Genomic DNA, 25,155 nt, shown 5'->3' on the forward strand with positions numbered 1-25,155 from the left:
GACCTCGCCGAGATTCGCGTCAACACAACGGAATCACGGTTCGTGACTTGTCTCAACCGACTTTTGCAACAAAATCGACCCTAAGCCGAACTCCGCCTTGCGCCGATTAAAATCGGAGGCGCTTCATCGTCCCGGGTATGAAGCAGCGAATGCTCACACCCATCGGGCCATAGAGCGGCCAGACCAGCGTCGCTTTAGCCCTGTTCGGCTCGTCGATGACGGCGTCGTCGGGTACCTAAACCCACTCGGTTTCCACGTTGGTGGCGCCAGCCATCGCGCCCGAAGCCCCCAGGCGTTGTCGGCACGCGGACACGGTAATGGATGGTTGCCGGTGATCTCCCATCTACCTCTGACAAATTCATCGCTTCGCTACCATCGCAGCACAGATCTCCCTTTCGGTCATAAAGCTCCGCAAACCACTTCGACAGATCAAGCCGATTGTGATCGTGCGCGAGCACGGCGCTGGTCGATACCATCAGCGCGACCGCGAACAGATTACGGAACATCGACTTATTCCAAATCGTTGGCTATCAAATCGGTCAGGGAGGAACTGTTGCCCGGATTCAGTCCACTCGCACAGCACCGCAATGGTCCGCGAAGTCACTGGCGTTGCCAGTCCGATGGCGTGCCCTAAATCGCTTAACCGCCCAGCGGGCCACCCGCCTGTGCTTCCGAAGTAGGTGGCCCGCTTCCGAGGGCTGGATCAAAGCAGGCTCACGCCAGCTTTGCTCGCCTCGCGATTAGACGGCCAGTCCACCAAACCCGCAATTGGAGAATTTGGATTACCCCCCGCTCGGTCTACATGACGAAGCGGCCCGCACAACAACGGTATCTGTACCTGCGATTTTGATTCCACTAGCGTCCCGACAGGCTGATTCCATTTGCTGCCTTGCATGATTCTGAAAGTGGCCCAAAGGCGACATTCGACGTCAGGAGTGATTTCCAGCTGCCGTCTGAGCTTTGGATGCTAGCCGGGGAAGTCGCGGAACTCCTTGACGAGATTAAACGGAATCTTCCACCCGGCGCCTCCGTCGCGCATCAGCATCTTGATGTCTTCCGCCCTGTTTTCTTTTCCGGTTTTCGGATCGGTCTCCAATGTGTGGCCGTTGCTGTCCCAGGGCTTGGTCGCGCTCTTCGAGTAGGAGCCGAGAAAATGCCCGGCTTCATGGGCAGACGTGTTAGGCCCGCGTTGCGAGCTGATGAACGCAAGGTCCAGCGATCGAGCAAACGAGCCATTGGGAAAGGAGCCCTTGGACCGAAGCTTGTCGACACAGAAAATGGTGAGATGGGCGCCTTGAACTTTGTGTTTGGGGAAGAAGCTCTTCAGTTTTTCGACATCGATCACATCGGGAAGGACCGCAAGGCTCGCATCCTTCATGCCAGTCGCATTGGCGAGCTCCTGTTTGACGGCAGCCTGCGAGTCGTCGATGACCAGCCAGTCGGTTGGCACCCGCTCGAAGCGGATGTTGGCTTGTGGCCTCCATATATTGTTCATCGTCAGCAATTCATCTTGCTCACTGCAGGGCTTCTTGGCGTGAAAAGCCGGAGCGCCGCCGCTGCCCGGAATCATGACGTTGCGGAACGCCACCTTGATCTTGATTTCCGGCAGCACGACGACATAGAGCTTGGCTTCGATCTTCCGGCCGGCCGACCGGGCCACCACCTCCAGACCGGGAAAGGGAATCGGCTTGATCCGGCCATTGATTTCGAAAAACCGTGCATCGCCATTGAAGGTGGCGGGAAGTGACGCCGCCCTGAGCTGCGGATCGATGTCGGGTGCGGAGAAGGTGTCTTTGGTCTGCATGACGCGTCTAAGAGTATCGGCGCCATCGATCTCCTTGATCCCGAGGGCATGGGGGTTAGGATCGACTTTGAGCTTTCTTCCGGGATCGATCAGCGCCACGATGTTGGAGCCGCCGAACGGCACCACCATGCCTGGCGGGCTGCGGCCCTCATCGATGCCGGAGCGGCGGAAAACCTCTTGGAAAGCGGCCATGTCCGGTTCTCCTGTTCTAGTTCGGACCGTCAACGCGAAATTTTGAACCTTCGGCCGTTCGCTGCGCGGCTGGCGGATGGTTTCCTCGGGCGTGCCGATCCTCGGCCATGATGCCGGCATTCATGAAGCCGACGCGGGTGGAGACATCGGCTGAGAAGGCCATCTCGTGCGTGACCAGCATCGTCTTGCCTTGGTGCTTCTGGCCCCGGTCACCCCTTGGCAGCAACGTATCCATAGAAATTCATAAGAAAGTCCCGAACGGCGAGGGGCTTGACGGCATGGGTTTTTTCCTGCGGATGCGGTATCAAATAGTCTCCATCGCCATATGAGAAGACCTTCGCCTTCACGAACCCGTTCATCACTTGTATCTTCTCGCGCAGCACGACCCAGTGCATCGTAAGCGCGGAGCCTTTATCGGACTGGTCGTCATAGTCGATCATATTGGCGCTTATGAAAAGACATACGCGATATCCGCTGTCGAGCAGCCGGTTGGCTTCGGTTACATCGTCGATGTCTTTGTTGAATCGTGAAATGTTGGTATTCTCGCGCACGTCCCGGTATCCTGCCTTGCGAAACCATTGCTCCATTTCGCTCGGCAGGGTGACACCCGCAAGATCGCTGATCTTGCCTGTGTCGTCGAAATCCAGGAACCAGTTCTCCGAATCGCGTATGGAGGCGCATGTCAGCCAGTCGACGTGGTCCAGCGACCAGGGTGGCGTGAAGTTCCTCACATCCTTTCCCGGCTTGATCAGCAGGCGGCCAAGATTCGCCTGCCCCTTCTGATAGAGATCGATCGCGAAGCGCGCGTAAGACCCTGGCTTGTCCGACGCGTAGCCGAACATCAGGGCGGATGGCCCGCACAGACTTCCCTGTTCTTGATTGATGAGGCTCGGTTTCGCAATGCGCCTGAGAATACCTATGCCGACGCGGTGTGGGTCGAGCTTCGGAAAGAACGTCGTCCTCGTATTTTTCAGGAAATCGCAGACCATTTCCGCGGCTAGTTTTTTCTGATCGGAATTGAGATCATACGGTCCGATCCCGCGCTTCTCCTTGTATTCTTCTCCGACGAAGAGCGTGATGAGCTTTTTCGAGGTGGGGGAGAGCGTTCTGGAGGTGTTCGCAATGGTGGTCAGGTCGTCCAGCTCGAATGCGGTGACCATCCCGTCTGCGACGGTAGCCCGGATGATGTCAACGACCTCTGCGTAGTCCAGCTTTGAATCGTCGATGAGACCTTTGCGAAGTGCAGCATCGACGGAAGGAGTCGCGATTGCGTCCCATTGGCCCTTTGGCGGGGCGGGCTTGGCGGCCGCCTTCGTCGACAGTTCAACGAGCCGATTGAATGTCGGACCGGCAGGCCGAACATAGCCGTCAGGCGTGCCGGGAAAGTTCTTCTTCTGGAAGTACAGAATCGAGTTGTAAAGGCCGTCGCTGGCATAACCGGTCACGACCATCTGTGGTTTGAGCGTGTTCTCGGCGCCGCCGTCGGAAATGGCGATCTTGTTGAGCAGCGAAATAACCAGTTCCTGATCCTTTTTCCAGTTCTGGCAGCTGCGCCCTGTCGTCGCGAACCGTCCGACCTTGTCTTTCAACTGCAGCATATCGCGCCTCCCGGAACGGGAATGCTGCCTCTAACGTCCTGACATGCAGCCGGAGGCAGGCGCCGTGGCAAGTCTTCCCGCTGTAGGGTTGGTCGCCCTTGCCGTCCCTTGTGTTCACTCGCAAGGACAGCGGTCGCCCTGTGGCGGTTCACGAATGAGTTATGTCTGCCTATCGGGGTAGACCGGAATTCGTCGAACGACTGTCCGCTGATGGGCCAGGAGCCGACCTTGTCACGTTGTCGGCCGAACGTCAGCGTTTGTGAAGGGTTTCGGATGCCGGCCCCATGACGGTGTTGCCGCGCGCACGGGGGCCGGCGTCCGAAAGCCTCCAAAGGAGGAAACCGCGCTGGGGGGACGTAGGACGATGCCGCGTGATCGAGCTAGTCGCGTCAAACAACCTTCAGACGATCAGGACGATCGCCTATGGGGATTTAATGTTTGGCGGCACCTGTACTTTCAATGGCTTGGCTATAGCAAAAATACCACACCACACAATCTAAACGTGAGCTCCTCGATATTGAAGGCCATGAGGCAAACTGATCTCTGGCGGCTGGAAAGCCCCCGGAGCTATCAGAGCCGAACTGTTTCGAGCTGCTCGTCAAGAGCATCACCGCATTTGTAAGTCTGCTTACGTCGAGATGCCTGGACGGGGTCCAACTAGCGCGACGTTAAACACCAATCGCGATCGAGGATTCGAGTTGGCTCTTGTGCAATGGTTGGTGCTCCGCCACGAACTTCCAGATCAGCACGTCCTCGATCATCGGATCGTCGCCAGCTACGCACCAATTGCCCCGCTCGTCACGATGAGCTGTCGCCTATTGCTTCGCCGTGTCGCCAGCCGCGGCGTTCTACCGCGCGAGCGGTTTAGTCCAGTGATCCATGGCCGACTTTGAAGGAGTGCAGACCGGCGGTCAGCTGTTCCCCGTGCTGGCCTCACTGCGGCAACCGACACTTTTGAACCACACCGAGCTATCGGACCACCAAATAACACTGCATCATTGCACATAGAGATCGTTTTCAATGTCGAAACCGGCGAAGCCGCGCGTCGCACATCCAGTTGCATTGGCGGTGTTTCTGACATTTATCTTGTCGCTGGCCCTCCTGGTAATCCTCCTCCCCCTTTACGCGACGCCTTAGGACCTGGAGACCTCCGTGTGACCGATACTTGAACGAATCCTCAGGAAGCCGCGACAAAGGGCTAATCTCCGAAAGGTTCACCAACAGGGAATCAAGACAGGATGACCGGAGCTGCTCTCATTTTGGCTTTTGCCGCAGCGGCCATCGCGATGGTGCGCTTTGCTTCGGGTAGCGTGCGCGACTATCTCGTCATCTTGGGAAGCACTGCATTACTTGTGCCGCCATTCTACTCCAAGCTGACCGGAGATATTTCCATCTTGATTCCTGTTCTCGAATCCAAAGACGACATCGTGCTGGTGAGTGCCGCTTCCACCATTCTATGGCCCCTGTTTACGACCGCTCTGGTCGTCTGGATCATGAAGGCCATCGTTCGGCTCTGTCGAAGATGCGTGGCTTGTTGAGGGTCAAGCGTGCTCATCCTGGTTGGCCCCATCCTCTTCATAGTTCTAGTCCTGTGCGCCGTTCGGCTCCAAAAACGGGGCTTGGCCGGCTGGAAGGCTGCGCTGCTCGTCGTGCTCGGCTCCGGCCTCATTGTGGCGATCATGTTCGGACTGCTCTTCGTCGGCTTCCAGGGATTTGACCGCCCACCTGGACAACCGGGCGCCGGATGACCGGGAGCGAGGCTGCGACCGCCATCCACCGCACCCTAAAGGAGTGCGAAGCTCCGCTTCAGTAGGTGCCTTTCTCATATAGGTGCGGCCCCTAACTTCGCGGAACAACGCATTTTGCACCTGCGGTCAGTCAGGCATCGACATGCTGCATTGGACGCGTTTGGTTCGGAGCCTGAAACACTCGCTCACGGCCGCTCATGGCCCGTTGCTGACCTGCGGCACCCAGCCGGTCGAGGACCGCTTCTGACCCAAAGCCGACCTAACATTCAAATTTTAGCATTTGGCCTGATCCATGATTGACGCGTGAATGCTAAGATCAGCGCAATTGCAGCGAGCCGCCGATGCCAGTGATATCGATGCTTTTGGTCGTGATGGTCGCGTTCGCGTTGGTCGGATTTAAGTTGTTCAACAGCCTCCGAACGATGCAGATACCATTAGGCTTTGGCGCCGTGCTGCTGAGGGATGAGAGCCCGTTGCTCTTCTGGCTTGCGATTGCCTTGCAGTGTTTAGGATTCGGCACGCTGTTCTCGATCATATACCTGGTGTGCTTTGTCGCTCCCAACCAGCCCATGATGTGAATGCACTTCTGCTTCTGACCCGAAGCTGACTTCAACGGCTTGACTAGCTGCTTTCACGGGCTTCTGCTTTTCAAGCGATACATCAACATTTCATGGGTTTCGAGCGCCTCATCTCGGCGAAACAGCTGCATGAAGGTCGAAACGAACCCAAGAGTGACCTTAGCGGCAAACAACGTTCTGAAGGGTTGATGCGCTATTCTTCGCAGTTGCGCTAACTTCGCGAGCTTGCCGCCAAGGAACCCACATTTATGGGATCGACCGTACCACGCAGCGGCTCTCAGCTGGCTCAAGCGTCCATGTTGTGATTGATAGTGCGTTCCAAGCCAAAACTGCGCTCTCCAGTTACCTTTCGCAGCGAGCTTACGAAGTTCACGTATTCCTTCTGGGACGCCGCGAAGCTGAAGGAAGCGGGCTCGATGCAAAACAGCGTTTTCTTGACCGGACGAGGCGGCACGATCAAACCACTTCCATGCGGTCACGAAATCCGCGTCAACGGCATCGCCTCGGGCATACTCCCAAGCGAGAGCCAACTGAGCGTCAACGTCGCCGCATGATGCAGCGGCAATCCATTCAGGAATTTTGCTGCGGCGTTTGGTGCGATCATCAGCGCGGCTCGGTAGTGCTAGTCGCATCGTCTAACCAATGCCTCTTGTCCGTGCGGAGTGTCTCTCATACGACATTAAAGAAACATCACTCTGCGACTGTCAATTGGAAGCGACGTTCGTCCGCTTGTGGCCCATCAGCGAAGTAGTGCCCCGCTTCGTTGAGGTCCGGTCACTGACGTATAGCGGACCGGTTTGCTCACGTTGAGCTCTTCGCATTTTGACCTGTAGCAGACGTTTGTCGGATTCGGCTTCGTGCCGCGTTAACACAACCTGGTTATACGAGCCACCACGCTCCGAACGGATCGCCTTTCTTGCGAGGCATTGACCCAATGAAGCGCATTTTTACGTTTCTCATAGTCGGGCCGCTGCTTATGGGCGGCGTGCTCGACTTTCTGTTTGGGTCGACGAGTGCTCTTGGTTGGTTGGTTGGGCTTCCGTTCTTGAGTGTTTTGGTTGCGTTTCCAAGTGCGCTTGTCGATTACTCTCTGGAAGGGCGGCGCTGGCAGCTCGCTCTCGTTACAGCGTCCGGCGTTGTTGGATCGTCTCTCGCGGGCTTCTCTTCCCAAAGCCATCTGCTTTTGATTGCCGCTGCTGGAGGTGTCTCGATGGCGCTCTGTTCTTGGATGACCAATCAGAGCTGGTCCCCGGAACACAGGGCGTGATCAGGGGCGCCTCCTTTGCATTCACTTCCGCTTGTGGCCCGTTTGAGGCATGCCCACCTATCCTGAGGATGTCCGTTCACCGCGCAAGACCAGAAGTCAGCATGATCCGGCCAAACCGACGCGAATGACCCATCGCCGACATCGGCATGGTTGCATAAGATCATCTAACTGCGAACCACCGGGTTCGCCGAATTCGGCTGGCGGAAGGATCAGAGGATGACGAACTCGGACTTAATTTGCGCCTTTTGCGGGAAGGAGCCGGAAGAAGTTGTTTCCGTCGTCAACGCGGTATCCGTGAACGCAAAAGGCCAGCAAACGGCCAGTGCTATTTGCAATGAATGCGTTGAGCTATGTGTGCAGGTCATCGGTTTGCAAAAGCCGGAGTGGCTTGAGCGACACCGCCAGTTTGTCGCCACACTGGGAAAGTGAAGGTGACGCGCGACGTTACCTATTGGCCCGACTGCGAAGTCTAAGCGGCGTCCCCGGTCGTCGGCTCATGGGGGTAGACCGGAAGCAACCGGCGGCCACTCCGAAGGGTGCTCATGACCCATTGCAGAAGTGAGGTGATTATTGGTGTGATCTGCGGCCGATACTATAGGCCGTCGTTCTCCAACACCTTTGAGCGATTGCGGCAACCGCAGCTTAACCAAGGACATGAGCGGTAGATTCACCAGTGCGCTCTACCCCAGGTCTGGTTGAACGCCTCAAGGAGCTTCGAGCAGAGGTAAAAGGGTGCCCGGCATGGAAGTACAAGCGGCAAGGCCTCTCTTCAAGACAATCGGCTTGGTATTCGGGTTGTTCTGTCTTCTTATGTCCTATGCTTCGAGCGTTCGTCTTTACGAACACGTGCTGGGGACCCTCTCCATGCCACAGCACGGGATAAACGTTGTGCTCGACATCGCCGGGAATGTCCTCCTTTTAGCCATGAGTTGCTTCGGGGTGATTGCGGTATTGCTCATCGGCCGAAGGGGGTTGGACGGAGTTATCGGAAACTGGCCATATGTCCTTCCTGCCGTGTTGGTCGCTGTATTTTGCACGACGATGGCCGCAACGTTGGGCGCCAGACGAATGACCTGGGTTCTTCCTGCGGCCAGTCTTTTCGGCCTCGTCGGGCTATGGGCCGGATGGAGTGTTCTCAGACAGCATGGATTGCCGATCACTGCCCGCGTCTCGGACGTGTCCCTGATCCGAAGACAGAACGAGACCAGTCAGTGACGGGGCATCCCGAACGTACGTCCGGTCGTGGCCCATCGCGGAAACGGCGGCAGCCCTCCGCGACGTCCGCTCACCGAGGCATGGCGGACCAGATTTGCTCAGGTTGAGTTCTTCGCATTTTGACCCATAGCCGACCTGCCGCACGCAGCAGGTCGAGGACCGCTTGTGGACCCTTTGCGGACCTGTGAAACGATGTTCCGCGAGCAGGCTATTGGACGCTTTGAGCCAATGGAATTTGACACGTCGGGCAAAACACTGGCAGAATAGCATCATTGAGATGTGTTTGTTTTCGCCCGCGCCGGAGCTTTCCGCCGCGGGTTTTTTGCGTCTCCAACAACGTCACTAACTTGGGTTTCTTTTCAAAAAGCAGATTTTCAGATGATTGAACCAGTGAAGAACAACCTTCTTTCCCAAAACGCTCTTGCGAGAGCTGCCGCGAGACGCGCTTATCAAGCAGCGCACTTTGACTGAAATCAAATCCTTGGCGCGGACGCACACGGCGGTCGCCATGAAAACTCTGGTCCAGATCATGCGCGACAAGGAAGCTCCCGCGCATGCTCGTGTCGCAGCGGCCAATGCTATCCTCGATCGCGGTTGGGGCAAGCCGGTGCAGCCGATTGAGACTGAAGACGGCAAGCCCTTGGAATTCATTCACCGCATCGAGCGGGTCATCGTGCACCCCGGAGATAACACGACGATGGAGGCACATATCGAGGAGAGCGTGCAGAGAGTACCAATCAGCGTTCTCGGAAGCCTCGGCGCGACGTGCGATTCCGAGGCGCATTATGAAGAGCTTTGGCTACGTTCGCAGGAGCAGGCATGAGCGAAAGCTTCCAGAATCTGCGCCAACCACGTGTTGAGCCACGGCCAGAAGCCGAATGGCCGCGTTGGCTCTCCGACGCGCTCGCGTACAACCCAGAAACCCCCGCTACGGTGGTGGAGTCGCCACCCAGTTCGGTCTCATTGGACAAGGACGAGCGACGCGACGTTCGGGTATTGCGCCGAGTCCCCAACCCTTGATGTTCGAAGAAAGCCCGCGGCATACCGCGGGCTTCTTTGTCTCGACGGAGCGTCGGACGTACATGCCTCATGCCGCAGGCGGTCCGAACCACTTCGTCATTGCGTCCGCAAGTCCGTGTTGGCTCTCGTCTCCCACCCACGCCACATGACCGTCGGGCCGCACCAGCACGGCACCTGGCGCTGCGACCTGTCCGATGACCGGAACCTCCCACCGTCCCTCGTAATCGGCGGCGATGAGGCTGATGCGATCAGCCCAGGGGCGGACGCCGATGCCCCCGTCCTTGCCGAAATCGAGGAGGACGCCGCGCGCGCCGTGCAGCAGCGTGAACAGTCGCAACGGCCGCCCGTCCACCGTCAAATCGAGATCGGGCATGCGGCGCCCGAGCAGCGCGTGGCCTTGGCCGAGATCATAGTGCACGTCGAGCCCGCTCATCATCGCGCCAAAACGCTGGCGCGGCGCGTCCATGCCGAGCAGTTCGGCGACGACCTCGCGCGCGGCCTTGAGGCCGGCTTCTCCGCGGCGGAGCAGGGCGATCTGCGCCATGGTGTTGCGCAAGGTCCGCGCACCGACGGGGTGGCGCTCGGCGTGGTAGCTGTCGAGCAGGCTGTTCGGCGACAGGCCCTTGACCACTTGCGCGAGCTTCCAGCCGAGATTGACGGCGTCCTGCACGCCGATGTTGAGGCCTTGGCCGCCGACGGAATGATGGATATGCGCGGCATCGCCGGCGAGCAGCACGCGGCCCTTGCGGTAAGACACCGCCTGCCGTGCCGCATCGGTGAAACGGGAGATCCAGGACGGGTTGTGGAGTCCGAAGTCGGTACCGTAGACGGCGACGAGGGCTTCGCTGAGATCGCGGGGGCCGGGCGCGCCGGTGCGATCGAGCGTTGCTTCCGTCACGACCACCAGCACGCGCCCGCTCTCGGTTTTGCTGAGGCCGTGAAAGCCGAGCGCATCGTGGCGCAGGCCCCATGCCGGCTCGTCCCGCATCTCGACTTCGGCCATGAGGTTGCTCAGCGTCGGCTCGGAGCCTGCGAAGTCGATGCCGGCGGCCTTGCGCACCAGGCTGCGGCCGCCGTCGCAGCCGACCAGATAATTCGCGCGCAAGGCCTCGCCGCCGGACAGCGTCACGTCGATGCCGGTCTCGTCCTGCGCAAAATCCGTCACCTCGCGATTGCGATAGATCGGCACCGCGAGCTCGCTGACCCAGTCGGCCAGGATGCGCTCGATGTGGCTCTGCCGCAGTGCCAGCCCGTAAGCGTGCCGGGTGGGGAGGTCGCTAATGTCGAGCCTGGTCCAGGCGAAGCCCGCGAGCTGGGTGATCTGTCCTTCGCGCAGGAAACGATCCGCGACGCCGCGCTGGTCGAGGATCTCGATGCTGCGCGCGTGCAAGCCGCCGGCGCGCGTGCCGACCAGTTCCTGATCGGCGCGCCGTTCGACCACGGCGACGTCGATATCCGCCAGCGCGAGCTCGGCGGCCAGCATCAGGCCGGTCGGGCCGCCGCCGGCGATCACGACGGCGTGGTCTTCGTGGCGGGCGCCGGCGCGTTTGGCGTGGCCGCGCGTCCGGGATGTCGGAAGCAGTACAGGCATGTGAGACCCCTCGGGATGGTGTTCGGGTCGAGGGTTCTACGGCAGGGTCGGGGGCTTGAAGCAAGCCCGTTGCACACCACATATCTAAGTGGGGAGAGGGAATTCCTTGTCCGCGTTCGCCGCGTTGACACGTCGGGCAAAACACCGGCATAATGCCATCATCGAAAATGAGTTTGGTTCAACCCGCGCGGATGCGATCCGCCGCGGGTTTTGTTTTGGGCTTTTGGCTTTCAGACTTTTTGGCTTGCGATGTTTCGGTCTTGCGAGCTTCAGCAGATGCCGACGGTGCGCCGCATGGTGCTGGCGAGTTCCTCGAACGAGAACGGCTTTCTGATCATGGGAAGGCCGTCACGCCGGGGCTCACGCCCCGACAATTGCAGGATCTTCAGCTCCGGGCGGTCTCGCCTGGCCAGCTCGGCCAGTTCATGACCGTCCATGCCGGGCATGTTGATGTCCGTGATGAGGATGGAGATGTCCTGGTTGTGCGCGAGCTGGTCGAGCGCATCCGGGCCGCTCCGGGAGCTGATGACGTCGCAACCGAGATCTTCCAGCATGCCGACGATGACGTCGAGCACGCCGGGATCGTCGTCAACAACCAGTACAGTATGGCTCATCGCACAACGTTCCTCCTGATGAAGGAATAAACGCGCCCGCCTTGGCGTAAGTTCCGGTACGGCGTGGTCGAACGAGCGATGTTGGACTCCTCGTGCAAAGCACAAGGCCTAATCATCCTTCGAGAGATCGCCGGGCCTGGTGGGAAGATCGATGGCTCCGCCTTCGCCGTGAACGAGATCACGGTTCTGGTCCTCGGTTTCGTCAGCGTCCGGGATGATGGCCTCTCGCGTGTCGGGCTCCCCGTCGATGCGCGGCTTCTGGCCCGGCCAGTCCCGCGATGTTTTCGGTGTCATGTTCAATGTCATTGGTCGATCCTCCTGACCGGCTAACGCGGGCAGGGACGGTTCGTTCGTTGACACGTCAGGCGAAACGCCGGCAGCCCGATTGGAATTGACTTTCCGAAGGTCTCCGTCGGCTTTAATTCGCAAAAATCGAAATAGAGCTTGACCCGTCGGGCAAAACACTGGCATAGTGGCATCATCGAAGAGTTCGCAATGCCCGTGCGGGACAAAATCCGCCGCGGGCTTTTTCGTATCCCATTTTCGGAATCGGACGGCGGGCCACGCATCACGGCCACGCACTCGCTTGAAACGCGTTGAGGGAGCGCCGATCGGCGTGCCGCCGTCCGTACCATTGCTGGCCGCGCACGCGCGAACGTGCCGGCCCGGTCTCCGGTCGCGGAAATCGGGCATTGGCGGGAGCCGGACAAATTGATGGGCTATTGCGTCGCGCTTTACTTCGCGAAACTCCTGGTCTGGGATAAGGTCCTCGGCTTTGGTTCCACCGACGCCCTCGCGGGCTTTGCGGCGATCACGGCCAATCTGGTTGTCTCCTTCTACTTCACCAAGCGCGGCTTCGAGAACTTTGAAAGGATCATCAAGCGGTGAAGATGGCGGATGACGAAATCAGGGCGATCGTTGCCGAGATGCTGGCTGAGCAACATAGGCTTCAGCAGGCGAACATTGATGCCATCGTATTGCGGACGGTGGCATCGGTGCTGGCGTCTTTCGGAATTGATAATGACGATCGAAAGGAGCTAAGGGCGGATTTTCAGCATCTGCGCCGATGGCGAACGAGCGTCGAGCAGGCGCAGAGCTACACGCTCAAGGCCGTGATTACGGTGATCGCCACCGGTCTGATGGGTGTGGTTGGGCTAAGCGTCAAGGTCGTGCTCGGCAAGTGAGCCTCAGCCACGACGACATTGCTGCATTCCACTCACGTCGTCCTTACCCAACGGACCGTCTCATGTACAGAATTCGCATCGTCGATGCATCCGATGACGACATCGTCGATACATTGGCCGATCTGCATCAGTTGACGTTCTTCGATGCGGCTCCCTTGCCGCAATTCGAGCCAGGAGCGTGGTGGCTTGCCTATCACGGCGCTGAGCCAGTAGCCTTCGCCGGTATCGTGCCGTCAACGCACATTCGAAATGGCGGTTATTTCTCCAGAGTCGGTGTGTTGCAGCGGCACCGGGGACGTGACCTCCAGTGCAGGCTGATGCGGGTGATGGAGGCAAGGGCACGGCGTATTGGATGGGACAGCATCGTCTCGGATACGACGGACAATCCGGTGTCTGCCAATAATTTCATCCGGGCGGGCTATCGGCTCTTCGAACCCCATGTGCCCTGGGCGTGGCCGCATACGCTTTACTGGCGAAAGCGGCTTCGCTGAGCGAATGGGGCCATGTTTCCCGTGATGCGGAACGCGATTCCCGCAACGGAAAATGGCTCGCGGGATGAAGCGCACACGGAACGTTCAAGGGCCCGGCAGCTTGACAGCTGCCGGGCCCTTTTTGCGTATTGAAGCGATGCGGGCGGAGCACTTGCGAATTCAGCGGTGCCGGGCTTTAAGTTTGCTCCTGCGGGAAATTCGGCAACCATAAGCCGATGTAAGGGAGCGCCGTCGATGCCCACCAAGCCTCAATTGCCGGAACGTTCGTCGCGGGCGACGGGCGCGCCTACCGCGCTCGATGGTCTGCTGGTCGTCGATTTCACGCGTGTGGTTGCCGGCCCGGCCTGTACGCAGACGCTTGCTGATTTCGGCGCGCACGTCATCAAGATCGAGAATCCAGACGGAGGCGATGACACGCGTGCGTATGAACACGCCGAGATCGGTGGAGAGAGTGCTGCCTATCTGAGCCTCAATCGCAACAAGCGTGGCATCACGCTCGACCTTACCGTGCCCGAGGCTCGTGAGATCGCGCTGGACTTGATTCGCAAGGCCGACGTGGTCGTCGAGAACTTCTCCAGCGGGGTCATGAAGAAATTTGGCCTGGACTATGAAGCTGTTGCGCCGCTCAATCCGCGGCTGGTCTATTGCTCGATCTCCGCCTACGGGCGCACCGGGCCGTTTGCCTCGCGTCCCGGCTTTGATCCGATCACGCAGGCGGAAAGCGGCTTCATGTCGCTCAACGGATTTGCCGATGGCCCGGCGGTTCGCACCGGCCCTCCGATCGTGGACATGGCGACGGGGATGTCTGCCTGCAACGCCATCCTGATGGCGCTGTTGGCGCGGGATCGACTCGGTCACGGCCAGCATGTCGAGGTCGCCCTGTTCGACGTCGCGATGGGCATGACCGGTTTCTATGGCATGGCCTATCTGATCAACGGCGAAAACCCCGGCCGGTTTGGTAATTCGCCGAGTGGCTCTCCTACCGTCGGCGTGTACGAGGCCTCCGATGGACCGCTTTACATGGCCTGCGCGAACGACCGGCTCTATCGCCGGCTCGTTGTTGAGGTGCTGAACCGGCCCGATCTCATCACCGATCCGCAGTTTGCAACGCGCAAAGCCCGCTCCGAGCACAAGGAACTTCTGCGAGCAGCCATCGCGGAGGTCTTTGCAAGCGATACCCTCGAGAACTGGATGGCGAAGATGAAGCTGGCCAATATCCCGGTCGGCTATCTCCGGACGGTCGAGGAGGGGTTCAATGCACCGGAGGCGCGAGAGCGCCATCGCTTGAACCGGATTCCACATCGTACGGCAGAGTGGGTCCCGAACATCGAGCCGCCGATTACCATGAGCTTGACCGGCTCGATTGATCCTGTGGCTGCTCCATTGCTGGGCGAGCACACGGAGCAGGTCTTGAGTGATACGCTCGGTTACGACGAGCGTCGGATCTTGGAGTTCAACCAAAAGGGGGCTTTTGGATCGGGCAAGTCATCGGTGCAGGTTTGAGCACCAAGCGGTCGTTCCCTTGGGACGTGCAAATCGCGCCTTAGCGCTGCATCCGCTTGATTTGGCAAGGGTCTCGCCGCATAAATGCATGAAAGCGAGGGATACGAATGGCGCCTGGTCAAGAGCCGAGCGTGGGCCGGCCCGCGGCGGTGCAATCCGATGAACCTGCCTATGCGGCAATGATCGCGAAGGCCCGGGCGCTCGTCCCACGGCTGCGGGAGCGGGCGGCGCGGACGGAGGAGTTGCGGCATCTGCCGCCGGAAACCGAGAAGGATCTGCACGACGCGGGCCTGTTCCGGATGCTTCAGCCCAAGCGCATTGGCGGCGCAGAACTCGATTATGTCGCCTTGATCGATTGCGCGGACCTGCTCGGACAAGCGGACGCCTCGGTGGCATGGAATCTGGCCAATCTGGCGAGCCATCATTGGATGCTCGGCATGTTCGAGCCGACGGCGCAGGATCTGGTCTGGAGTCGTGATCCGGACACGCTGATCGCGTCCTCGTTCATTTTTCCGGCCGGACGTGCCACGCGAGTTGAGGGCGGATACCGGCTCCACGGCAGCTGGCCGTTCTCCTCGGGCGTTGCCTCCTGCGCGTGGAACATGCTTGCAAGCGTGGTCTACTCCGACGATGAGGCAGACGGCATCGAGTATCGGATATTTCTGCTGCCGAAAGCCGACTACAAGGTCCTCGACACATGGAATGTCGCGGGGCTGCGCGGGACAGGGTCCTGCGACGTGGAGGTCAGGGACGCTTTCGTGCCCGACGACATGACAGTCGCGGTCGGCGATCTTGACGGCGGTCCGACTCCGGGAAGCAAGCTCAATCCCAACCCGCTGTATGCGCTCCCGGTGTTCTCGCTGTTTCCCTACGTTCTCTCCGGCGTCGCGCTGGGGAACGCGCAGGCGTGTCTCGACGATTATGCGGAGGTCGTCCGTCATCGCATTTCCACCTACAACCACGCCAGGCTGAGCGACTTTCAAAGCACCCAGATCAAGATCGCGGAGGCGTCGGCGAAGATCGACGCTGCACGCCTGATCATGCGCTCGGCCTGTCTGAATGCCATGGAGGATGCAAGGCGGGGTCATATCCCCGATATGGCGACCAAGACCCGATATCGGCGCGACGGCGCCTTTTCAGTGAACTTCTGCACGGATGCGGTGTCGATGCTGTTTGCCGCGAGCGGAGCACGGGGCCTGTTCACGACGGGCGCGTTGCAGCGGCAGTTCCGCGATGCGCACGCGATCAACTCGCATCTCGCGTTCAATTTCGATGCGGCCGGGACCAATTATGGACGCGTGGCGTTGGGCCTGCCGTCCGAGAATCTCACGCTGTGAGGCCGGCCGATGAATGATCTGCCGAAGCAGCCGGCCGTTCCCGATCCGGCCAACGAACTCGCGAGCGACAGCTCGCCGATCGATCCCCGCGATTTTCGCAGCGCGCTCGGCACCTACGCCACGGGCGTGACGATCATCACGGCCGCGGCTCCCGACGGCAAGCCCTATGGCCTGACGTGCAATTCGTTCGCCTCGGTCTCGCTGAATCCGCCGCTGGTTCTTTGGAGCCTCGTCGTCTATTCCTCTAGTCTGACCATCTTCCAGAACGCCAGTCATTTCACGGTCAACGTTCTTGGCGTTTCGCAACAGGCGCTTGCGAGCAAATTCGCCAAGTCGTCTGATGACAAGTTCACCGGGGTCGAGTGGACGCCGGGCCTCGGCAACGCGCCGGTGCTCGCCGAGAGCGTCGCCAATTTTCAATGCCGCTCGGTCAATCGCTATTACGGCGGCGACCACGTGATCTTTCTCGGCGCGGTCGAGGCCTATACTTACGATGCGAAGGAGCCGCTGCTCTTCGCGCGAGGTGCGTTTGGCCGATTTCTTGCCGACGAGCGCAAGTAGTCACTCCAAGCGTGCTCAGCTCGCGGTGAACGGTTCAGCGCTCCCCGCCGAAAGCTTGTAGATTTCGAGCGCGTCCGCATCCGCGCCTCGCGCGGCCTTGGCGAGCCTGAAAAGTTGTCCGGCAAGCGAGGCCATGGGCACCGGCGTCGACGTCGTCCGCGCGACATCGGCGACCGTATCGAGGTCCTTGAGCATCGTGGCGATATGACCAAGCGGCGGTGAGTGAATGCCCTGGACCATCCGCGGCACGAACAGCTGCAGCGGAATGGAGTCCGCGAAGCCGCCGGCGAGTGCTTCGGGCAACCGGTTGGCATCGATTCCGGCGTTCACGGCAAGGCGTGTTGCCTCGGCAAGAACGGCCATCGCGCATCCGACGATCACCTGGTTGCACAGCTTTGTGGTCTGCCCCGCGCCGGTCGGGCCCATGTGGGTGAACCTGCGTGCCATGGCGAGCACGTAGGGGCGGACCCGCTCGATATCGCCTGCTTTTCCGCCGGCCATGATGGCAAGCGTGCCTTCCTCGGCGCCCTTGGTGCCACCGGACACGGGCGCATCGATCCAGCCCGCGCCGTTCGCAGCTAACAATCGCGTTGCAAGGTCTCGTGCGGCGTCAGGATGGATCGACGAGAAGTCGACCACGAGCTTGCCCGCGCCGGGCGCAGTTGAGATGCTCTCGGGCCCGAAGATCACCTCTTCCACGGCAGCCGCATCCGTCACGCACATGAAGACGATGTCCGAGCTCTCCATCAAGTCACGGGGCGTGGCTGCGCGCCTGGCACCGGCTTCGACGAGCGCGGCCATCTTCCCTTCCGACCGGTTCCAGACAGTGATCTGATGGCCGGCGTTGAGCAGGCGCCGGCTCATCGGTGTCCCCATCAGTCCAAGGCCGAGATAGCCGAGCCGCTCGACGCCTTGCGGGTTTGTCTTGCTCGCTTCAGCCATAGGTTGCCTCCATCTGCCGCCGCGCGACGCTGCACTACCATACATGGCGTAACTCACGACGAAACCGCCCCGCCTGCATGGCTTGCTTGATTGTTTGAACCATGAAACATTTGCCGCGGTCGGGTTGGATGGCGCCGGTCGGCGCCCGGGCAGCGGAGTGGGCACGATGCGAACCGTTTCGAAGTGGATCCTGGCTTTGGGGGCGGCAGCGGCCGTGAGCGCGAGCGCAGGCTCGTCATGGGCACAGCAGACAATTCGCGTCGGCTGGACGATTCCGGCCGAGGAATCCAAATACTGGATGATGCGCCGCCCGGCTGAGTTTCCCAACATCGGCAAGGCCTACAACATCGAATGGACCCAGTTTCAGGGCACCGCTCCGATGACGCAGGCGTTGGCGGCGGGCGCGCTGGATTGCGCGACCCAGGCGCCGCTGTCGCTCGCCAACGGCGTGGTTGGCGGCAACCTCAAGGCCTACATCGTGGCGCAGCATGTCTTCGAGAAGGCCGGTGGTTTCTCGGTCTACTGGGCTGTCATGGACGACTCCCCGATCAAGACGATCGCCGATCTCAAAGGCAAGACGGTCGGAATCTCCGTGATCGGCGGCGGCACCCAAGGCCCGTTCAATCTGTTGCTGAAGCAGAATGGCATCGATCCGGCCAAGGACATCAAGCTGGTCGAGGTCGGCTTTGCCGTCTCCGAAGATGCGTTGCGGCAGGGCCGCGTCGATGCGGTCAACATGAACCAGCCATTTGCCGCGCGCGCGGAGGCAAAGGGCGGCACGCGCAAACTGTTCTCGCTGTCGCAGGCGATGCCGAACATCGTGCACATTCTGGAAGCCTGCCGTGCCGATTTCGTCGACAAGAACCCGGAACTGGTCAAGGCTTATGTGCGTGACATTACCTCCGGCATGAAGAAAGCGCTGGCGAACCGCGAAGAGACGTTGAAGGTCGTCAACGAAGTTCTGAAGGCACCTATTCCGGTTCTCGAGACCTATCTGCTTAAGGACAACGATTTCGGCCGCGATCCGGGCGCGGCACCGAATTTCCCCGCGATCCAGAAGATGCTGGACATCTACGCGGAGACAGGGATGCTGCCAAAATTGGATGTCAAGCAATTCAAGCATTCGACGATTGTCGCTCCGCTGCAATAGGCGATCGGGCGAATGAACCGAGCGAGAACGTCGCCGCGTCCAGGATGATCCGGGACGTTGCATGAAGAAGATGCACGTATGAAGAAGCTCCGATCTCGGATCACGACGGATGGCCTCGACCGGGCTCCGCACCGCGCGTTCATGCGCGCCATGGGGCTCGACGACGCTGCGATTGCCAAGCCGATGGTCGGCGTCGTCAGCATGAAGGGCGAGCAGACGCCCTGCAACATGACGCACGACTTTCAGGTCGCAGCGGCCAAGATCGGTATCGAAGAGGCCGGCGGCACGCCGCGCGAGTTTTCGACCGTGTCGGTTTCCGACGGTATCAGCATGAATCACGAAGGGATGAAGTTCTCCCTTTTTTCGCGGGAGCTGATCGCCGACTCGATCGAAGCCGTGGTCCATGGTCTCGCCTACGATGCACTGATCGGATACGGTGGATGCGACAAGACGCTTCCCGGCGTGATGATGGGCATGGTCCGTTGCAACGTCCCGTCCATTTTCATCTATGGCGGCAGCGCGCTGCCGGGCCGCATGGACGGGCAGACCCTCACCGTGCTCGACTCCTACGAGGCTGTCGGCAGCTTCATGACTGGAGAGATCGACGGCGCCACGCTCGAGCGGATCGAGCGGGCCTGCCTGCCGACCATCGGCGCGTGCGCCGGCCAATTCACTGCCAACACCATGGGGATGGTGTCGGAGGCGATGGGCCTCACCATTCCCAATGTGTCGATGGTGCCGGGTGTCTATGCCGAGCGCGCGCAGATATCCAAGCGGGCCGGCCGCCTCATCATGGAGATGCTGGAGCGCGGCGGGCCGTTGCCGCGCGACGTCGTGACGCGGAAATCCCTGGAAAACGGTGCGGCGATCGTGGCTGCCACGGGCGGTTCGACCAATGCTGCGCTGCATCTGCCGGCGATTGCGAACGAGGCCGGGATCGCATTCACGATCGACGATGTCGGCGAGGTTTTTGCCAGGACGCCGCTGATCGGAAACCTGCGGCCTGGAGGCAAATATACGGCGAAGGATGTCTACGACGTCGGCGGCGCTGCCGTGGTGATCCGGGAACTGATCCAGAGCGGGCATATTGATGGCAGTTGCCTGTCGATCACGGGCCGTACACTTGCCGAAGAGTATGGCGCCGCCAACCCTCCTGACGGAGAGGTCGTTTACGCGGCTCGCGCGCCGATCATGCCAGATGGCGGTGTGGCAGTGCTGAAGGGAAACCTCTGCCCTGATGGTGCGGTAATCAAGGTTGCGGGGCTGAAGAGCCAGTTGTTCGAAGGCGTGGCGCGCATCTTCGAAGACGAAGAAGCTTGTGTCGCAGCGGTTCGCGACCGCAGCTACAAGGCGGGCGATGTGCTTGTGATCCGCAATGAAGGGCCGGTGGGTGGCCCCGGCATGCGCGAAATGCTCGGCGTCACCGCGCTGATCTATGGCCAGGGCATGGGCGAGAAGGTGGCCCTGATCACGGATGGACGGTTCTCCGGCGCCACGCGAGGAATGTGCATCGGCTATGTGTCTCCCGAGGCCTTCGTCGGCGGTCCGCTGGCGCTGGTACGCGATGGCGACAGGATTCGGATTGATGCCGCGAACCGGCGGATGGACATGCTGATCGACGAGCAGGAACTCGCTGCTCGCCGACACGATTGGAAGCCGCGTCCGCCTCGTCACCGTGCCGGTGCCCTCGCCAAATATGCGCGATTGGTTGGCCAGGCACCGGGCGGAGCCGTCACGCATGAGGGCCCGGCAGAATGGCCCTGGTTCGGATGACGCGGCGAAGCTGGCCCCAAAAAGCCCGTGGTCTGGCAAGTTTCTTGCTAAGCTCGCGTCGCTGACGGAGCATGTTCAGCAAGCCTGTTGCGCAGGGTTCGCGCGAATGAAGTGAGACGGGATGAAGGTAGTGCCTTCGAGATCGAGCGAATGGATGAGACCGGTGACGCCGCAAAAACCGGCTTCTGCAATCATCGAGATCGAGAGCGTCTCGCAGGTATTTCAGACCTCGGCGCGCAAGGACCATGTGGCGCTATCGGACATCTCGCTGGCGATCGAGGAGGGAGCCTTCGTCTCCATCCTTGGTCCGTCCGGCTGCGGCAAGTCGACATTGCTTTACGTCGTCGGCGGCTTCGTCAGCCCGACCAGCGGCTCAGCAAAGATCAGGGGACGGACGATCACGGGACCAGGGCCGGATCGCGGTCCGGTGTTCCAGGAGTTCGCGTTGTTTCCGTGGAAGACCGTGCTGGGCAACGTGATGTACGGCCCTCGCCAGCAGGGCGTGCGCACCACCGAGGCGGAAGCACAGAGCCGGGCTTTGATCGAAATGGTCGGGCTCAAGGGCTATGAGAACTTCTATCCCAAGGAACTGTCCGGCGGCATGAAGCAGCGCGTGGCATTGGCTCGAACGCTTGCTTACCATCCTGAGGTTCTTTTGATGGACGAGCCGTTCGGCGCGCTCGATGCTCACACGCGAACGCGGCTGCAGAACGACCTGTTGAACATCTGGGAGCGTGATCGCAAGACGGTGCTGTTCGTCACGCATTCGGTCGACGAAGCAGTTTTCCTCTCGGACAAGGTCGTGATGATGTCGAAATCGCCCGGCCGCATCCGCGAGGTGATCGACATCGATCTGCCGCGGCCGCGCCGCCGCAGCGAGCTGCTGCTGGACCCTCGCTACCAGAAATACGTCGTCGATATCGAGCGGATGTTCGACGAGACCGACCCTGTCGGGTCTCCCTCATGATATCGCCCTCCGCCTTGGCGAGACGGGCTGCCCCGGTGCTTGCCTGCATCGGATTGCTCGCGATCTGGCAGGCGGCGTCCCTCGCGTTGAAGAATGACAGCTTTCCGACGGCGATCGAAGCAATTCGGGCGATTCCGGACATTCTTGGTGACAGGGAATCTCTGATCAACATCCTGGCCTCGCTCCGCCGCATGGCGGTCGGATTTGGCATAGCGGTATCGGTTTCGATCCCACTCGGCCTGTTGATGGGCCGCAGCCGGGCCGTCGCGGCCTTCTTCAATCCGCTCCTGATGGTGATCTACCCGGTGCCGAAGGCCGCCTTGATGCCGATCATCATGCTGTGGCTCGGCGTCGGTGACATCACGAAGACGCTGGTGATCTTCCTCGGCGTCAGCCTGCCCGTGATCTATCACAGCTTCGAGGGCGCCAGGGCGGTGGAAGAGAAGATGCTATGGTCGGGCGCGGCGATGGGGCTTTCGCCTGCGCAACGGCTGGTCCGGATCGTATTGCCGGCGGCGCTGCCGGAAATTCTGACCGGTTGCCGCACCGGACTCGTGCTGGCGCTGATCACGATGATCACCAGCGAGATGATCGCGCGTCAGTCCGGCGCCGGCAACATCCTGTTCAATGCACTCGACATGGGCCAATACGACACCGTCTTTGCGATGATCATCATCGTCGGCGCGATGGGAATCTGCCTGGATGCAATCTTCGAGCGGGTCCGCGCAAGGCTGGTGCGCTGGTCCGAACCGCAGTTCGACTTGCCCTTGAGCTTCTCATGATGCCGCAGCTTCGCTCCACCAGCATCATCCTTGGGCTCGCGCCGATCGTGCTGGTGATCGCGCTGTGGCAGGGCCTCGTATCATTTGGCTTCGCGCCTGCGGTTTTGCTGCCGCCGCCGGGATACGTCTTCGGCAGGCTGTTCCAGCAACTCGTGACATGGACGTTTCAGCAGGAGATCGCGGCGACCCTGATCCGGTTGTTTGCCGGCTTCGCGATTGCGGTCGTGCTCGGCGTCAGCATCGGCATCGCCGCCGCCGCCAGTCCGGCTATCAACGCCGTGGTCCGGCCGATCGTGCGCGTGCTGGCGCCGTTGCCCAAGGTCGCGCTCTATCCAGCATTGCTGCTGCTGCTCGGCTTCGGTCATGGATCGAAGATCACCCTGGTGGCGGCGGATGCACTTTTTCCCATTTTGTTGTCTACCTATTATGGCGCGTCAACGGTGGAGCAGAAGCTGATCTGGTCGGCCATGGCGGCGGGAACGCCGCGCTATCAGATCCTGTTTAAGGTGGTGCTGCCGGCGGCGATGCCGTCGATCCTGACCGGTTGCCGGATCGGCCTTGTCATTTCCTGCATCGTGGTGTTTCTGGCCGAGATGATCACGTCGAGTGACGGGCTCGGACATGTGCTCGTCACGGCGGCCCGGACCTTTCAGGCCGTCGATATGTTCGTGCCGCTGATCACGATCTCGCTGCTGGGCCTGATCCTGAATGGCCTGCTCGGGGCCGTGCGCGCGTACCTGCTGCGGGGTTTCCCCGAAGCATGAAGTGACGAAGAAGAAACCAGAAGACCGGAGTAGACCATGCTGGCTGATCGCATCGAAGCAAAATGGATCGACGCATTTTGCGAGATTTTTGAGCGATGCGCGGTGAAGGCGGGTGATACCGCGGCGATCCTCTCGGAAACCCAGTCACGTGCGTTGAATGTTCACCTGGCGGAGCTCGCGCTGCTGCGCCTGGGCGCGCGACCGTTTCACGTGGTCATGCCGACCCCGCGTAACCGGAATATCGTTCCGGTTCGCTCGACAGGGGCGAGCGAGGCGATCCAGCGGCTCGGCCCGGTCATCACCGCGCTTCAACAGGCCGGCTTTGTGGTGGATTGCACCATCGAGGGCCTGATGCATGCGGTGGAGACACCCGAGATCCTCAAAGCCGGCGCGCGCATCCTGGTGATCTCCAACGAGCATCCCGAAGCGCTGGAGCGGATGGTGCCGGATTCCGCGCTCGAGAAGCGCGTTCGCGCGGCGGCGAAGATGCTGCGCGGGACCAAGCGGATGCGGGTGACGTCAAAAGCCGGCACGGCGCTCGACGTCGATATGGTCGGCGCGTCCACGGTCGGCGTTTGGGGCTGGACGGACAAGCCCGGTACGCTGGCGCATTGGCCCGGGGGCATCGTCGTCAGCTTCCCCAAGAGCGGAACGATCAACGGCACGCTGGTGATGGCGCCCGGCGACATCAACCTGACCTTCAAGCGTTACCTGACCTCGCCGGTGAAGATGACACTGAAGGACGATTATGTTGTCGAGCTGGAAGGCGAGGGCACGGATGCCGCAATGATGCGTGCCTATCTTGCCGCCTGGGGCGATCGGGAAGCCTATGCGGTGTCGCATGTCGGCTTCGGCATGAATCCCGGCGCGCGCTACGAGGCGCTGTCGATGTATGACCAGCGCGACACCAACGGCACGGAAATCCGTGCCGTCTCCGGCAACTTCCTGTTCTCGACCGGTGCCAACGAATTCGCCGGCCGTTACACGGCGGGCCATTTCGATCTGCCGATGATGGGGACGACGATCGAGCTCGATGGGGCCGCCGTGGTGCGTGAAGGGGTGCTGCAGGACGTCTTCGGCTAGTTCCGATCGAGCACCGGCGGGCGAGCCAGGTCAAAGTGACGGAGCAGGTCGACCATGGCCTGAAGCCGTTTTGCCCGATAGGCGTCGATGTCCATACCTGAATAATCCAGAAAGCCTGCGCCCGTTCGCAGGCCGATCCGGCCGTCGCGCATGTTCCGCGAAATGACCTCCGGTGCACGATAGCGGTCGCTGCCGAGTGCGCCCTCGAGATAGCGGCTGGCGTAGTACAAAATGTCGCCGCCACCCCAGTCGATGAATTCGAGCAGCCCAAGCACGGCGTAGCGGAAGCCGAAACCGTAGCGGATCGCCTTGTCGATGTCTTCTGCGCTGGCGACGCCTTCTTCGACCATGCGCGCAGCCTCGTTCATTGCCAGCGCCTGGATGCGCGGGACGATGAAGCCGGGAGTCGCTGCGCAGACCACCGGGACCTTGCCGATGCCTTCGAGTAGCGCCTTGACCGCCTCGATGATGCCTGGATCGGTGGCTTTGCCTGGCGAAACCTCGACCAGCGGGATCAGATAGGCCGGATTGAGCCAGTGCACATTAAGGAAGCGGCGAGGATTCACAATCGCGCCCGAGAGATCGTCGACGAGGATGGTCGACGTCGTCGATGCGATGATCGTATCGGGGCCGACTTGTTTTGAGGCCGCCCCCAGCACGTCCCGCTTCAGCTCGACGATCTCGGGGACGCCTTCGAAGACTATTCCGGCATCGGACAGTGCCGCATCGCTCTGGCTGGCCGGCACCACCGAGACCCGCGCGATCAGCGGATCGACATCCGCCTCGGTCAGTAGCCCCAGCTTCGCCAGGTTGGCAAAGGTCTTGCTGACTTCGCCGAGCGCATCTGCCTCCAGCCTGGCGAAATCTTCGGCTGAACGGGCCTTGATGTCGATCATCGTGACCATATGCCCGGCATAAGCAAACGCGACGGCGATGCCGCGGCCCATGCGGCCGGCCCCGAGACAGGCGATTGTGGCTCGGTTGGTCATCG

Annotated in this window: 29 protein-coding genes; 18 read left to right on the forward strand and 11 right to left on the reverse strand. The window is 60.7% G+C overall.

Annotated elements, in window-relative coordinates:
• Positions 1-967: 967 nt before the first annotated feature.
• The 3 genes from AC0L3B_RS30630 to AC0L3B_RS30640 are packed head-to-tail and all read right to left on the reverse strand — an operon-like array spanning position 968 to position 3,594.
• The gene (locus tag AC0L3B_RS30630) at positions 968-1,996 is read right to left on the reverse strand and encodes a hypothetical protein (protein WP_473381571.1); all 1,029 of its coding nucleotides are present in this window, start codon (positions 1,994-1,996) and stop codon (positions 968-970) included.
• A gap of 16 nt (positions 1,997-2,012) precedes the next feature.
• Positions 2,013-2,177, reverse strand: coding sequence for a hypothetical protein (locus tag AC0L3B_RS30635; RefSeq protein WP_240544012.1), 165 nt, complete (start codon positions 2,175-2,177; stop codon positions 2,013-2,015).
• A 28-nt stretch (positions 2,178-2,205) separates the two neighbouring features.
• Positions 2,206-3,594 (reverse strand): hypothetical protein, encoded by a 1,389-nt coding sequence (locus tag AC0L3B_RS30640; RefSeq protein WP_473381572.1) that lies wholly within the window; start codon positions 3,592-3,594, stop codon positions 2,206-2,208.
• 1,238 nt (positions 3,595-4,832) lie between these two features.
• On the opposite strand from AC0L3B_RS30640, the gene AC0L3B_RS30645 reads away from it, so the two are divergent.
• Both AC0L3B_RS30645 and AC0L3B_RS30650 read left to right on the forward strand, forming a co-directional pair.
• Positions 4,833-5,132: a hypothetical protein gene (locus tag AC0L3B_RS30645; protein ID WP_473381573.1), complete on the forward strand. Its 300-nt coding sequence runs from the start codon at positions 4,833-4,835 to the stop codon at positions 5,130-5,132.
• A gap of 9 nt (positions 5,133-5,141) precedes the next feature.
• Positions 5,142-5,342, forward strand: coding sequence for a hypothetical protein (locus AC0L3B_RS30650; RefSeq protein WP_085349525.1), 201 nt, complete (start codon positions 5,142-5,144; stop codon positions 5,340-5,342).
• A gap of 316 nt (positions 5,343-5,658) precedes the next feature.
• Here the strand turns inward: AC0L3B_RS30650 and AC0L3B_RS30655 are convergent, their stop codons facing one another.
• Both AC0L3B_RS30655 and AC0L3B_RS30660 read right to left on the reverse strand, forming a co-directional pair.
• Positions 5,659-5,877 carry a hypothetical protein gene (locus AC0L3B_RS30655; RefSeq protein WP_368507495.1) on the reverse strand — a complete coding sequence of 73 codons (219 nt, stop codon included), beginning with the start codon at positions 5,875-5,877 and terminating at the stop codon, positions 5,659-5,661.
• 96 nt (positions 5,878-5,973) lie between these two features.
• Positions 5,974-6,552, reverse strand: coding sequence for a tetratricopeptide repeat protein (locus AC0L3B_RS30660; protein ID WP_368507496.1), 579 nt, complete (start codon positions 6,550-6,552; stop codon positions 5,974-5,976).
• Positions 6,553-6,854: 302 nt separating this feature from the next.
• Between AC0L3B_RS30660 and AC0L3B_RS30665 the strand changes: the two genes are divergently transcribed.
• The 3 genes from AC0L3B_RS30665 to AC0L3B_RS30675 all read left to right on the forward strand — a co-directional run bounded on the left by AC0L3B_RS30665 (position 6,855) and on the right by AC0L3B_RS30675 (position 8,402).
• On the forward strand, positions 6,855-7,187 hold the full coding sequence (locus tag AC0L3B_RS30665) for a hypothetical protein (RefSeq protein WP_368507497.1): 333 nt from the start codon (positions 6,855-6,857) through the stop codon (positions 7,185-7,187).
• A 216-nt stretch (positions 7,188-7,403) separates the two neighbouring features.
• Entirely contained in the window at positions 7,404-7,616 is a 213-nt protein-coding gene (locus tag AC0L3B_RS30670; RefSeq protein ID WP_368507498.1) for a hypothetical protein, read from the forward strand.
• A 312-nt stretch (positions 7,617-7,928) separates the two neighbouring features.
• A complete protein-coding gene (locus tag AC0L3B_RS30675) occupies positions 7,929-8,402 on the forward strand; it encodes a hypothetical protein (protein ID WP_368507499.1) in 474 nt (157 codons plus the stop codon).
• Positions 8,403-8,610: 208 nt separating this feature from the next.
• On the opposite strand, the gene AC0L3B_RS30680 is transcribed toward AC0L3B_RS30675, so the two are convergent.
• Positions 8,611-8,898: a hypothetical protein gene (locus AC0L3B_RS30680; protein ID WP_473381574.1), complete on the reverse strand. Its 288-nt coding sequence runs from the start codon at positions 8,896-8,898 to the stop codon at positions 8,611-8,613.
• 12 nt (positions 8,899-8,910) lie between these two features.
• Here AC0L3B_RS30680 and AC0L3B_RS30685 point away from each other — a divergent pair, with 12 nt between their 5' ends.
• Positions 8,911-9,225 carry a hypothetical protein gene (locus AC0L3B_RS30685; RefSeq protein ID WP_473381575.1) on the forward strand — a complete coding sequence of 105 codons (315 nt, stop codon included), beginning with the start codon at positions 8,911-8,913 and terminating at the stop codon, positions 9,223-9,225.
• Positions 9,226-9,489: 264 nt separating this feature from the next.
• Here AC0L3B_RS30685 and AC0L3B_RS30690 read toward each other — a convergent pair whose 3' ends face one another.
• The 3 genes from AC0L3B_RS30690 to AC0L3B_RS30700 all read right to left on the reverse strand — a co-directional run bounded on the left by AC0L3B_RS30690 (position 9,490) and on the right by AC0L3B_RS30700 (position 11,933).
• Positions 9,490-11,013 carry an FAD-dependent monooxygenase gene (locus AC0L3B_RS30690; protein WP_473381576.1) on the reverse strand — a complete coding sequence of 508 codons (1,524 nt, stop codon included), beginning with the start codon at positions 11,011-11,013 and terminating at the stop codon, positions 9,490-9,492.
• A 269-nt stretch (positions 11,014-11,282) separates the two neighbouring features.
• A complete protein-coding gene (locus tag AC0L3B_RS30695; protein ID WP_085349523.1) occupies positions 11,283-11,627 on the reverse strand; it encodes a response regulator in 345 nt (114 codons plus the stop codon).
• Between the two features lie 108 nt (positions 11,628-11,735).
• Complete coding sequence (locus AC0L3B_RS30700; RefSeq protein WP_085349522.1) at positions 11,736-11,933, reverse strand: hypothetical protein; 198 nt, start codon at positions 11,931-11,933, stop codon at positions 11,736-11,738.
• 408 nt (positions 11,934-12,341) lie between these two features.
• Here AC0L3B_RS30700 and AC0L3B_RS30705 point away from each other — a divergent pair, with 408 nt between their 5' ends.
• From AC0L3B_RS30705 to AC0L3B_RS30730, 6 genes are all read left to right on the forward strand, one after another.
• Positions 12,342-12,515, forward strand: coding sequence for a hypothetical protein (locus tag AC0L3B_RS30705; protein WP_473381577.1), 174 nt, complete (start codon positions 12,342-12,344; stop codon positions 12,513-12,515).
• On the forward strand, positions 12,512-12,811 hold the full coding sequence (locus AC0L3B_RS30710) for a hypothetical protein (protein ID WP_085349521.1): 300 nt from the start codon (positions 12,512-12,514) through the stop codon (positions 12,809-12,811). Before AC0L3B_RS30705 ends, AC0L3B_RS30710 begins: the two co-directional genes overlap by 4 nt.
• A 62-nt stretch (positions 12,812-12,873) precedes the next feature.
• Positions 12,874-13,302: a GNAT family N-acetyltransferase gene (locus tag AC0L3B_RS30715; protein WP_085349520.1), complete on the forward strand. Its 429-nt coding sequence runs from the start codon at positions 12,874-12,876 to the stop codon at positions 13,300-13,302.
• Positions 13,303-13,536: 234 nt separating this feature from the next.
• On the forward strand, positions 13,537-14,805 hold the full coding sequence (locus AC0L3B_RS30720; protein ID WP_368507502.1) for a CaiB/BaiF CoA transferase family protein: 1,269 nt from the start codon (positions 13,537-13,539) through the stop codon (positions 14,803-14,805).
• A gap of 107 nt (positions 14,806-14,912) precedes the next feature.
• Positions 14,913-16,142 (forward strand): acyl-CoA dehydrogenase family protein, encoded by a 1,230-nt coding sequence (locus AC0L3B_RS30725; RefSeq protein WP_473381578.1) that lies wholly within the window; start codon positions 14,913-14,915, stop codon positions 16,140-16,142.
• Positions 16,143-16,151: 9 nt separating this feature from the next.
• Positions 16,152-16,703: a flavin reductase family protein gene (locus tag AC0L3B_RS30730; protein WP_085360120.1), complete on the forward strand. Its 552-nt coding sequence runs from the start codon at positions 16,152-16,154 to the stop codon at positions 16,701-16,703.
• A gap of 15 nt (positions 16,704-16,718) precedes the next feature.
• On the opposite strand, the gene AC0L3B_RS30735 is transcribed toward AC0L3B_RS30730, so the two are convergent.
• Positions 16,719-17,690 carry an NAD(P)-dependent oxidoreductase gene (locus AC0L3B_RS30735; RefSeq protein WP_473381579.1) on the reverse strand — a complete coding sequence of 324 codons (972 nt, stop codon included), beginning with the start codon at positions 17,688-17,690 and terminating at the stop codon, positions 16,719-16,721.
• Positions 17,691-17,811: 121 nt separating this feature from the next.
• Between AC0L3B_RS30735 and AC0L3B_RS30740 the strand changes: the two genes are divergently transcribed.
• The 6 genes from AC0L3B_RS30740 to AC0L3B_RS30765 all read left to right on the forward strand — a co-directional run bounded on the left by AC0L3B_RS30740 (position 17,812) and on the right by AC0L3B_RS30765 (position 24,164).
• The gene (locus AC0L3B_RS30740) at positions 17,812-18,795 is read left to right on the forward strand and encodes an ABC transporter substrate-binding protein (protein ID WP_473381580.1); all 984 of its coding nucleotides are present in this window, start codon (positions 17,812-17,814) and stop codon (positions 18,793-18,795) included.
• Positions 18,796-18,873: 78 nt separating this feature from the next.
• A complete protein-coding gene (gene ilvD, locus AC0L3B_RS30745) occupies positions 18,874-20,568 on the forward strand; it encodes a dihydroxy-acid dehydratase (protein WP_473381581.1) in 1,695 nt (564 codons plus the stop codon).
• A 121-nt stretch (positions 20,569-20,689) separates the two neighbouring features.
• Positions 20,690-21,535 carry an ABC transporter ATP-binding protein gene (locus tag AC0L3B_RS30750; protein WP_438286306.1) on the forward strand — a complete coding sequence of 282 codons (846 nt, stop codon included), beginning with the start codon at positions 20,690-20,692 and terminating at the stop codon, positions 21,533-21,535.
• Positions 21,532-22,317 (forward strand): ABC transporter permease, encoded by a 786-nt coding sequence (locus AC0L3B_RS30755; RefSeq protein ID WP_317245949.1) that lies wholly within the window; start codon positions 21,532-21,534, stop codon positions 22,315-22,317. Before AC0L3B_RS30750 ends, AC0L3B_RS30755 begins: the two co-directional genes overlap by 4 nt.
• A complete protein-coding gene (locus tag AC0L3B_RS30760) occupies positions 22,314-23,081 on the forward strand; it encodes an ABC transporter permease (protein WP_085360111.1) in 768 nt (255 codons plus the stop codon). Before AC0L3B_RS30755 ends, AC0L3B_RS30760 begins: the two co-directional genes overlap by 4 nt.
• Positions 23,082-23,117: 36 nt before the next feature.
• Entirely contained in the window at positions 23,118-24,164 is a 1,047-nt protein-coding gene (locus tag AC0L3B_RS30765) for a 2,5-dihydroxypyridine 5,6-dioxygenase NicX family protein (RefSeq protein WP_247485365.1), read from the forward strand.
• Here the strand turns inward: AC0L3B_RS30765 and AC0L3B_RS30770 are convergent.
• A complete protein-coding gene (locus AC0L3B_RS30770; protein ID WP_247404966.1) occupies positions 24,161-25,153 on the reverse strand; it encodes a 3-hydroxybutyryl-CoA dehydrogenase in 993 nt (330 codons plus the stop codon). The two genes, AC0L3B_RS30765 and AC0L3B_RS30770, sit on opposite strands and share 4 nt — an antisense overlap.
• Between the last annotated feature and the right edge of the window lie 2 nt (positions 25,154-25,155).

Source organism: Bradyrhizobium sp. Kon56 (genome assembly GCF_055807635.1).

Bases quoted from the DNA above. Each gene is read 5' to 3' on its own strand.
- AC0L3B_RS30655 (WP_368507495.1), bottom strand. From the start codon at position 5,877: ATGATCGAGAACAGCGTGCCGAATCCTAAACACTGCAAGGCAATCGCA.
- AC0L3B_RS30735 (WP_473381579.1), bottom strand. From the start codon at position 17,690: ATGTATGGTAGTGCAGCGTCGCGCGGCGGCAGATGGAGGCAACCTATG.
- AC0L3B_RS30725 (WP_473381578.1), top strand. From the start codon at position 14,913: ATGGCGCCTGGTCAAGAGCCGAGCGTGGGCCGGCCCGCGGCGGTGCAA.
- AC0L3B_RS30730 (WP_085360120.1), top strand. From the start codon at position 16,152: ATGAATGATCTGCCGAAGCAGCCGGCCGTTCCCGATCCGGCCAACGAA.
- AC0L3B_RS30740 (WP_473381580.1), top strand. From the start codon at position 17,812: ATGCGAACCGTTTCGAAGTGGATCCTGGCTTTGGGGGCGGCAGCGGCC.
- AC0L3B_RS30770 (WP_247404966.1), bottom strand. From the start codon at position 25,153: ATGACCAACCGAGCCACAATCGCCTGTCTCGGGGCCGGCCGCATGGGC.
- AC0L3B_RS30750 (WP_438286306.1), top strand. From the start codon at position 20,690: ATGAAGGTAGTGCCTTCGAGATCGAGCGAATGGATGAGACCGGTGACG.
- AC0L3B_RS30755 (WP_317245949.1), top strand. From the start codon at position 21,532: ATGATATCGCCCTCCGCCTTGGCGAGACGGGCTGCCCCGGTGCTTGCC.
- AC0L3B_RS30660 (WP_368507496.1), bottom strand. From the start codon at position 6,552: ATGCGACTAGCACTACCGAGCCGCGCTGATGATCGCACCAAACGCCGC.
- AC0L3B_RS30670 (WP_368507498.1), top strand. From the start codon at position 7,404: ATGACGAACTCGGACTTAATTTGCGCCTTTTGCGGGAAGGAGCCGGAA.
- AC0L3B_RS30645 (WP_473381573.1), top strand. From the start codon at position 4,833: ATGACCGGAGCTGCTCTCATTTTGGCTTTTGCCGCAGCGGCCATCGCG.
- AC0L3B_RS30700 (WP_085349522.1), bottom strand. From the start codon at position 11,933: ATGACATTGAACATGACACCGAAAACATCGCGGGACTGGCCGGGCCAG.
- AC0L3B_RS30720 (WP_368507502.1), top strand. From the start codon at position 13,537: ATGCCCACCAAGCCTCAATTGCCGGAACGTTCGTCGCGGGCGACGGGC.
- AC0L3B_RS30665 (WP_368507497.1), top strand. From the start codon at position 6,855: ATGAAGCGCATTTTTACGTTTCTCATAGTCGGGCCGCTGCTTATGGGC.
- AC0L3B_RS30705 (WP_473381577.1), top strand. From the start codon at position 12,342: ATGGGCTATTGCGTCGCGCTTTACTTCGCGAAACTCCTGGTCTGGGAT.
- AC0L3B_RS30695 (WP_085349523.1), bottom strand. From the start codon at position 11,627: ATGAGCCATACTGTACTGGTTGTTGACGACGATCCCGGCGTGCTCGAC.
- AC0L3B_RS30630 (WP_473381571.1), bottom strand. From the start codon at position 1,996: ATGGCCGCTTTCCAAGAGGTTTTCCGCCGCTCCGGCATCGATGAGGGC.
- AC0L3B_RS30715 (WP_085349520.1), top strand. From the start codon at position 12,874: ATGTACAGAATTCGCATCGTCGATGCATCCGATGACGACATCGTCGAT.
- AC0L3B_RS30635 (WP_240544012.1), bottom strand. From the start codon at position 2,177: ATGCTGGTCACGCACGAGATGGCCTTCTCAGCCGATGTCTCCACCCGC.
- AC0L3B_RS30760 (WP_085360111.1), top strand. From the start codon at position 22,314: ATGATGCCGCAGCTTCGCTCCACCAGCATCATCCTTGGGCTCGCGCCG.
- AC0L3B_RS30675 (WP_368507499.1), top strand. From the start codon at position 7,929: ATGGAAGTACAAGCGGCAAGGCCTCTCTTCAAGACAATCGGCTTGGTA.
- AC0L3B_RS30685 (WP_473381575.1), top strand. From the start codon at position 8,911: ATGAAAACTCTGGTCCAGATCATGCGCGACAAGGAAGCTCCCGCGCAT.
- AC0L3B_RS30690 (WP_473381576.1), bottom strand. From the start codon at position 11,013: ATGCCTGTACTGCTTCCGACATCCCGGACGCGCGGCCACGCCAAACGC.
- AC0L3B_RS30765 (WP_247485365.1), top strand. From the start codon at position 23,118: ATGCTGGCTGATCGCATCGAAGCAAAATGGATCGACGCATTTTGCGAG.
- ilvD (WP_473381581.1), top strand. From the start codon at position 18,874: ATGAAGAAGCTCCGATCTCGGATCACGACGGATGGCCTCGACCGGGCT.
- AC0L3B_RS30640 (WP_473381572.1), bottom strand. From the start codon at position 3,594: ATGCTGCAGTTGAAAGACAAGGTCGGACGGTTCGCGACGACAGGGCGC.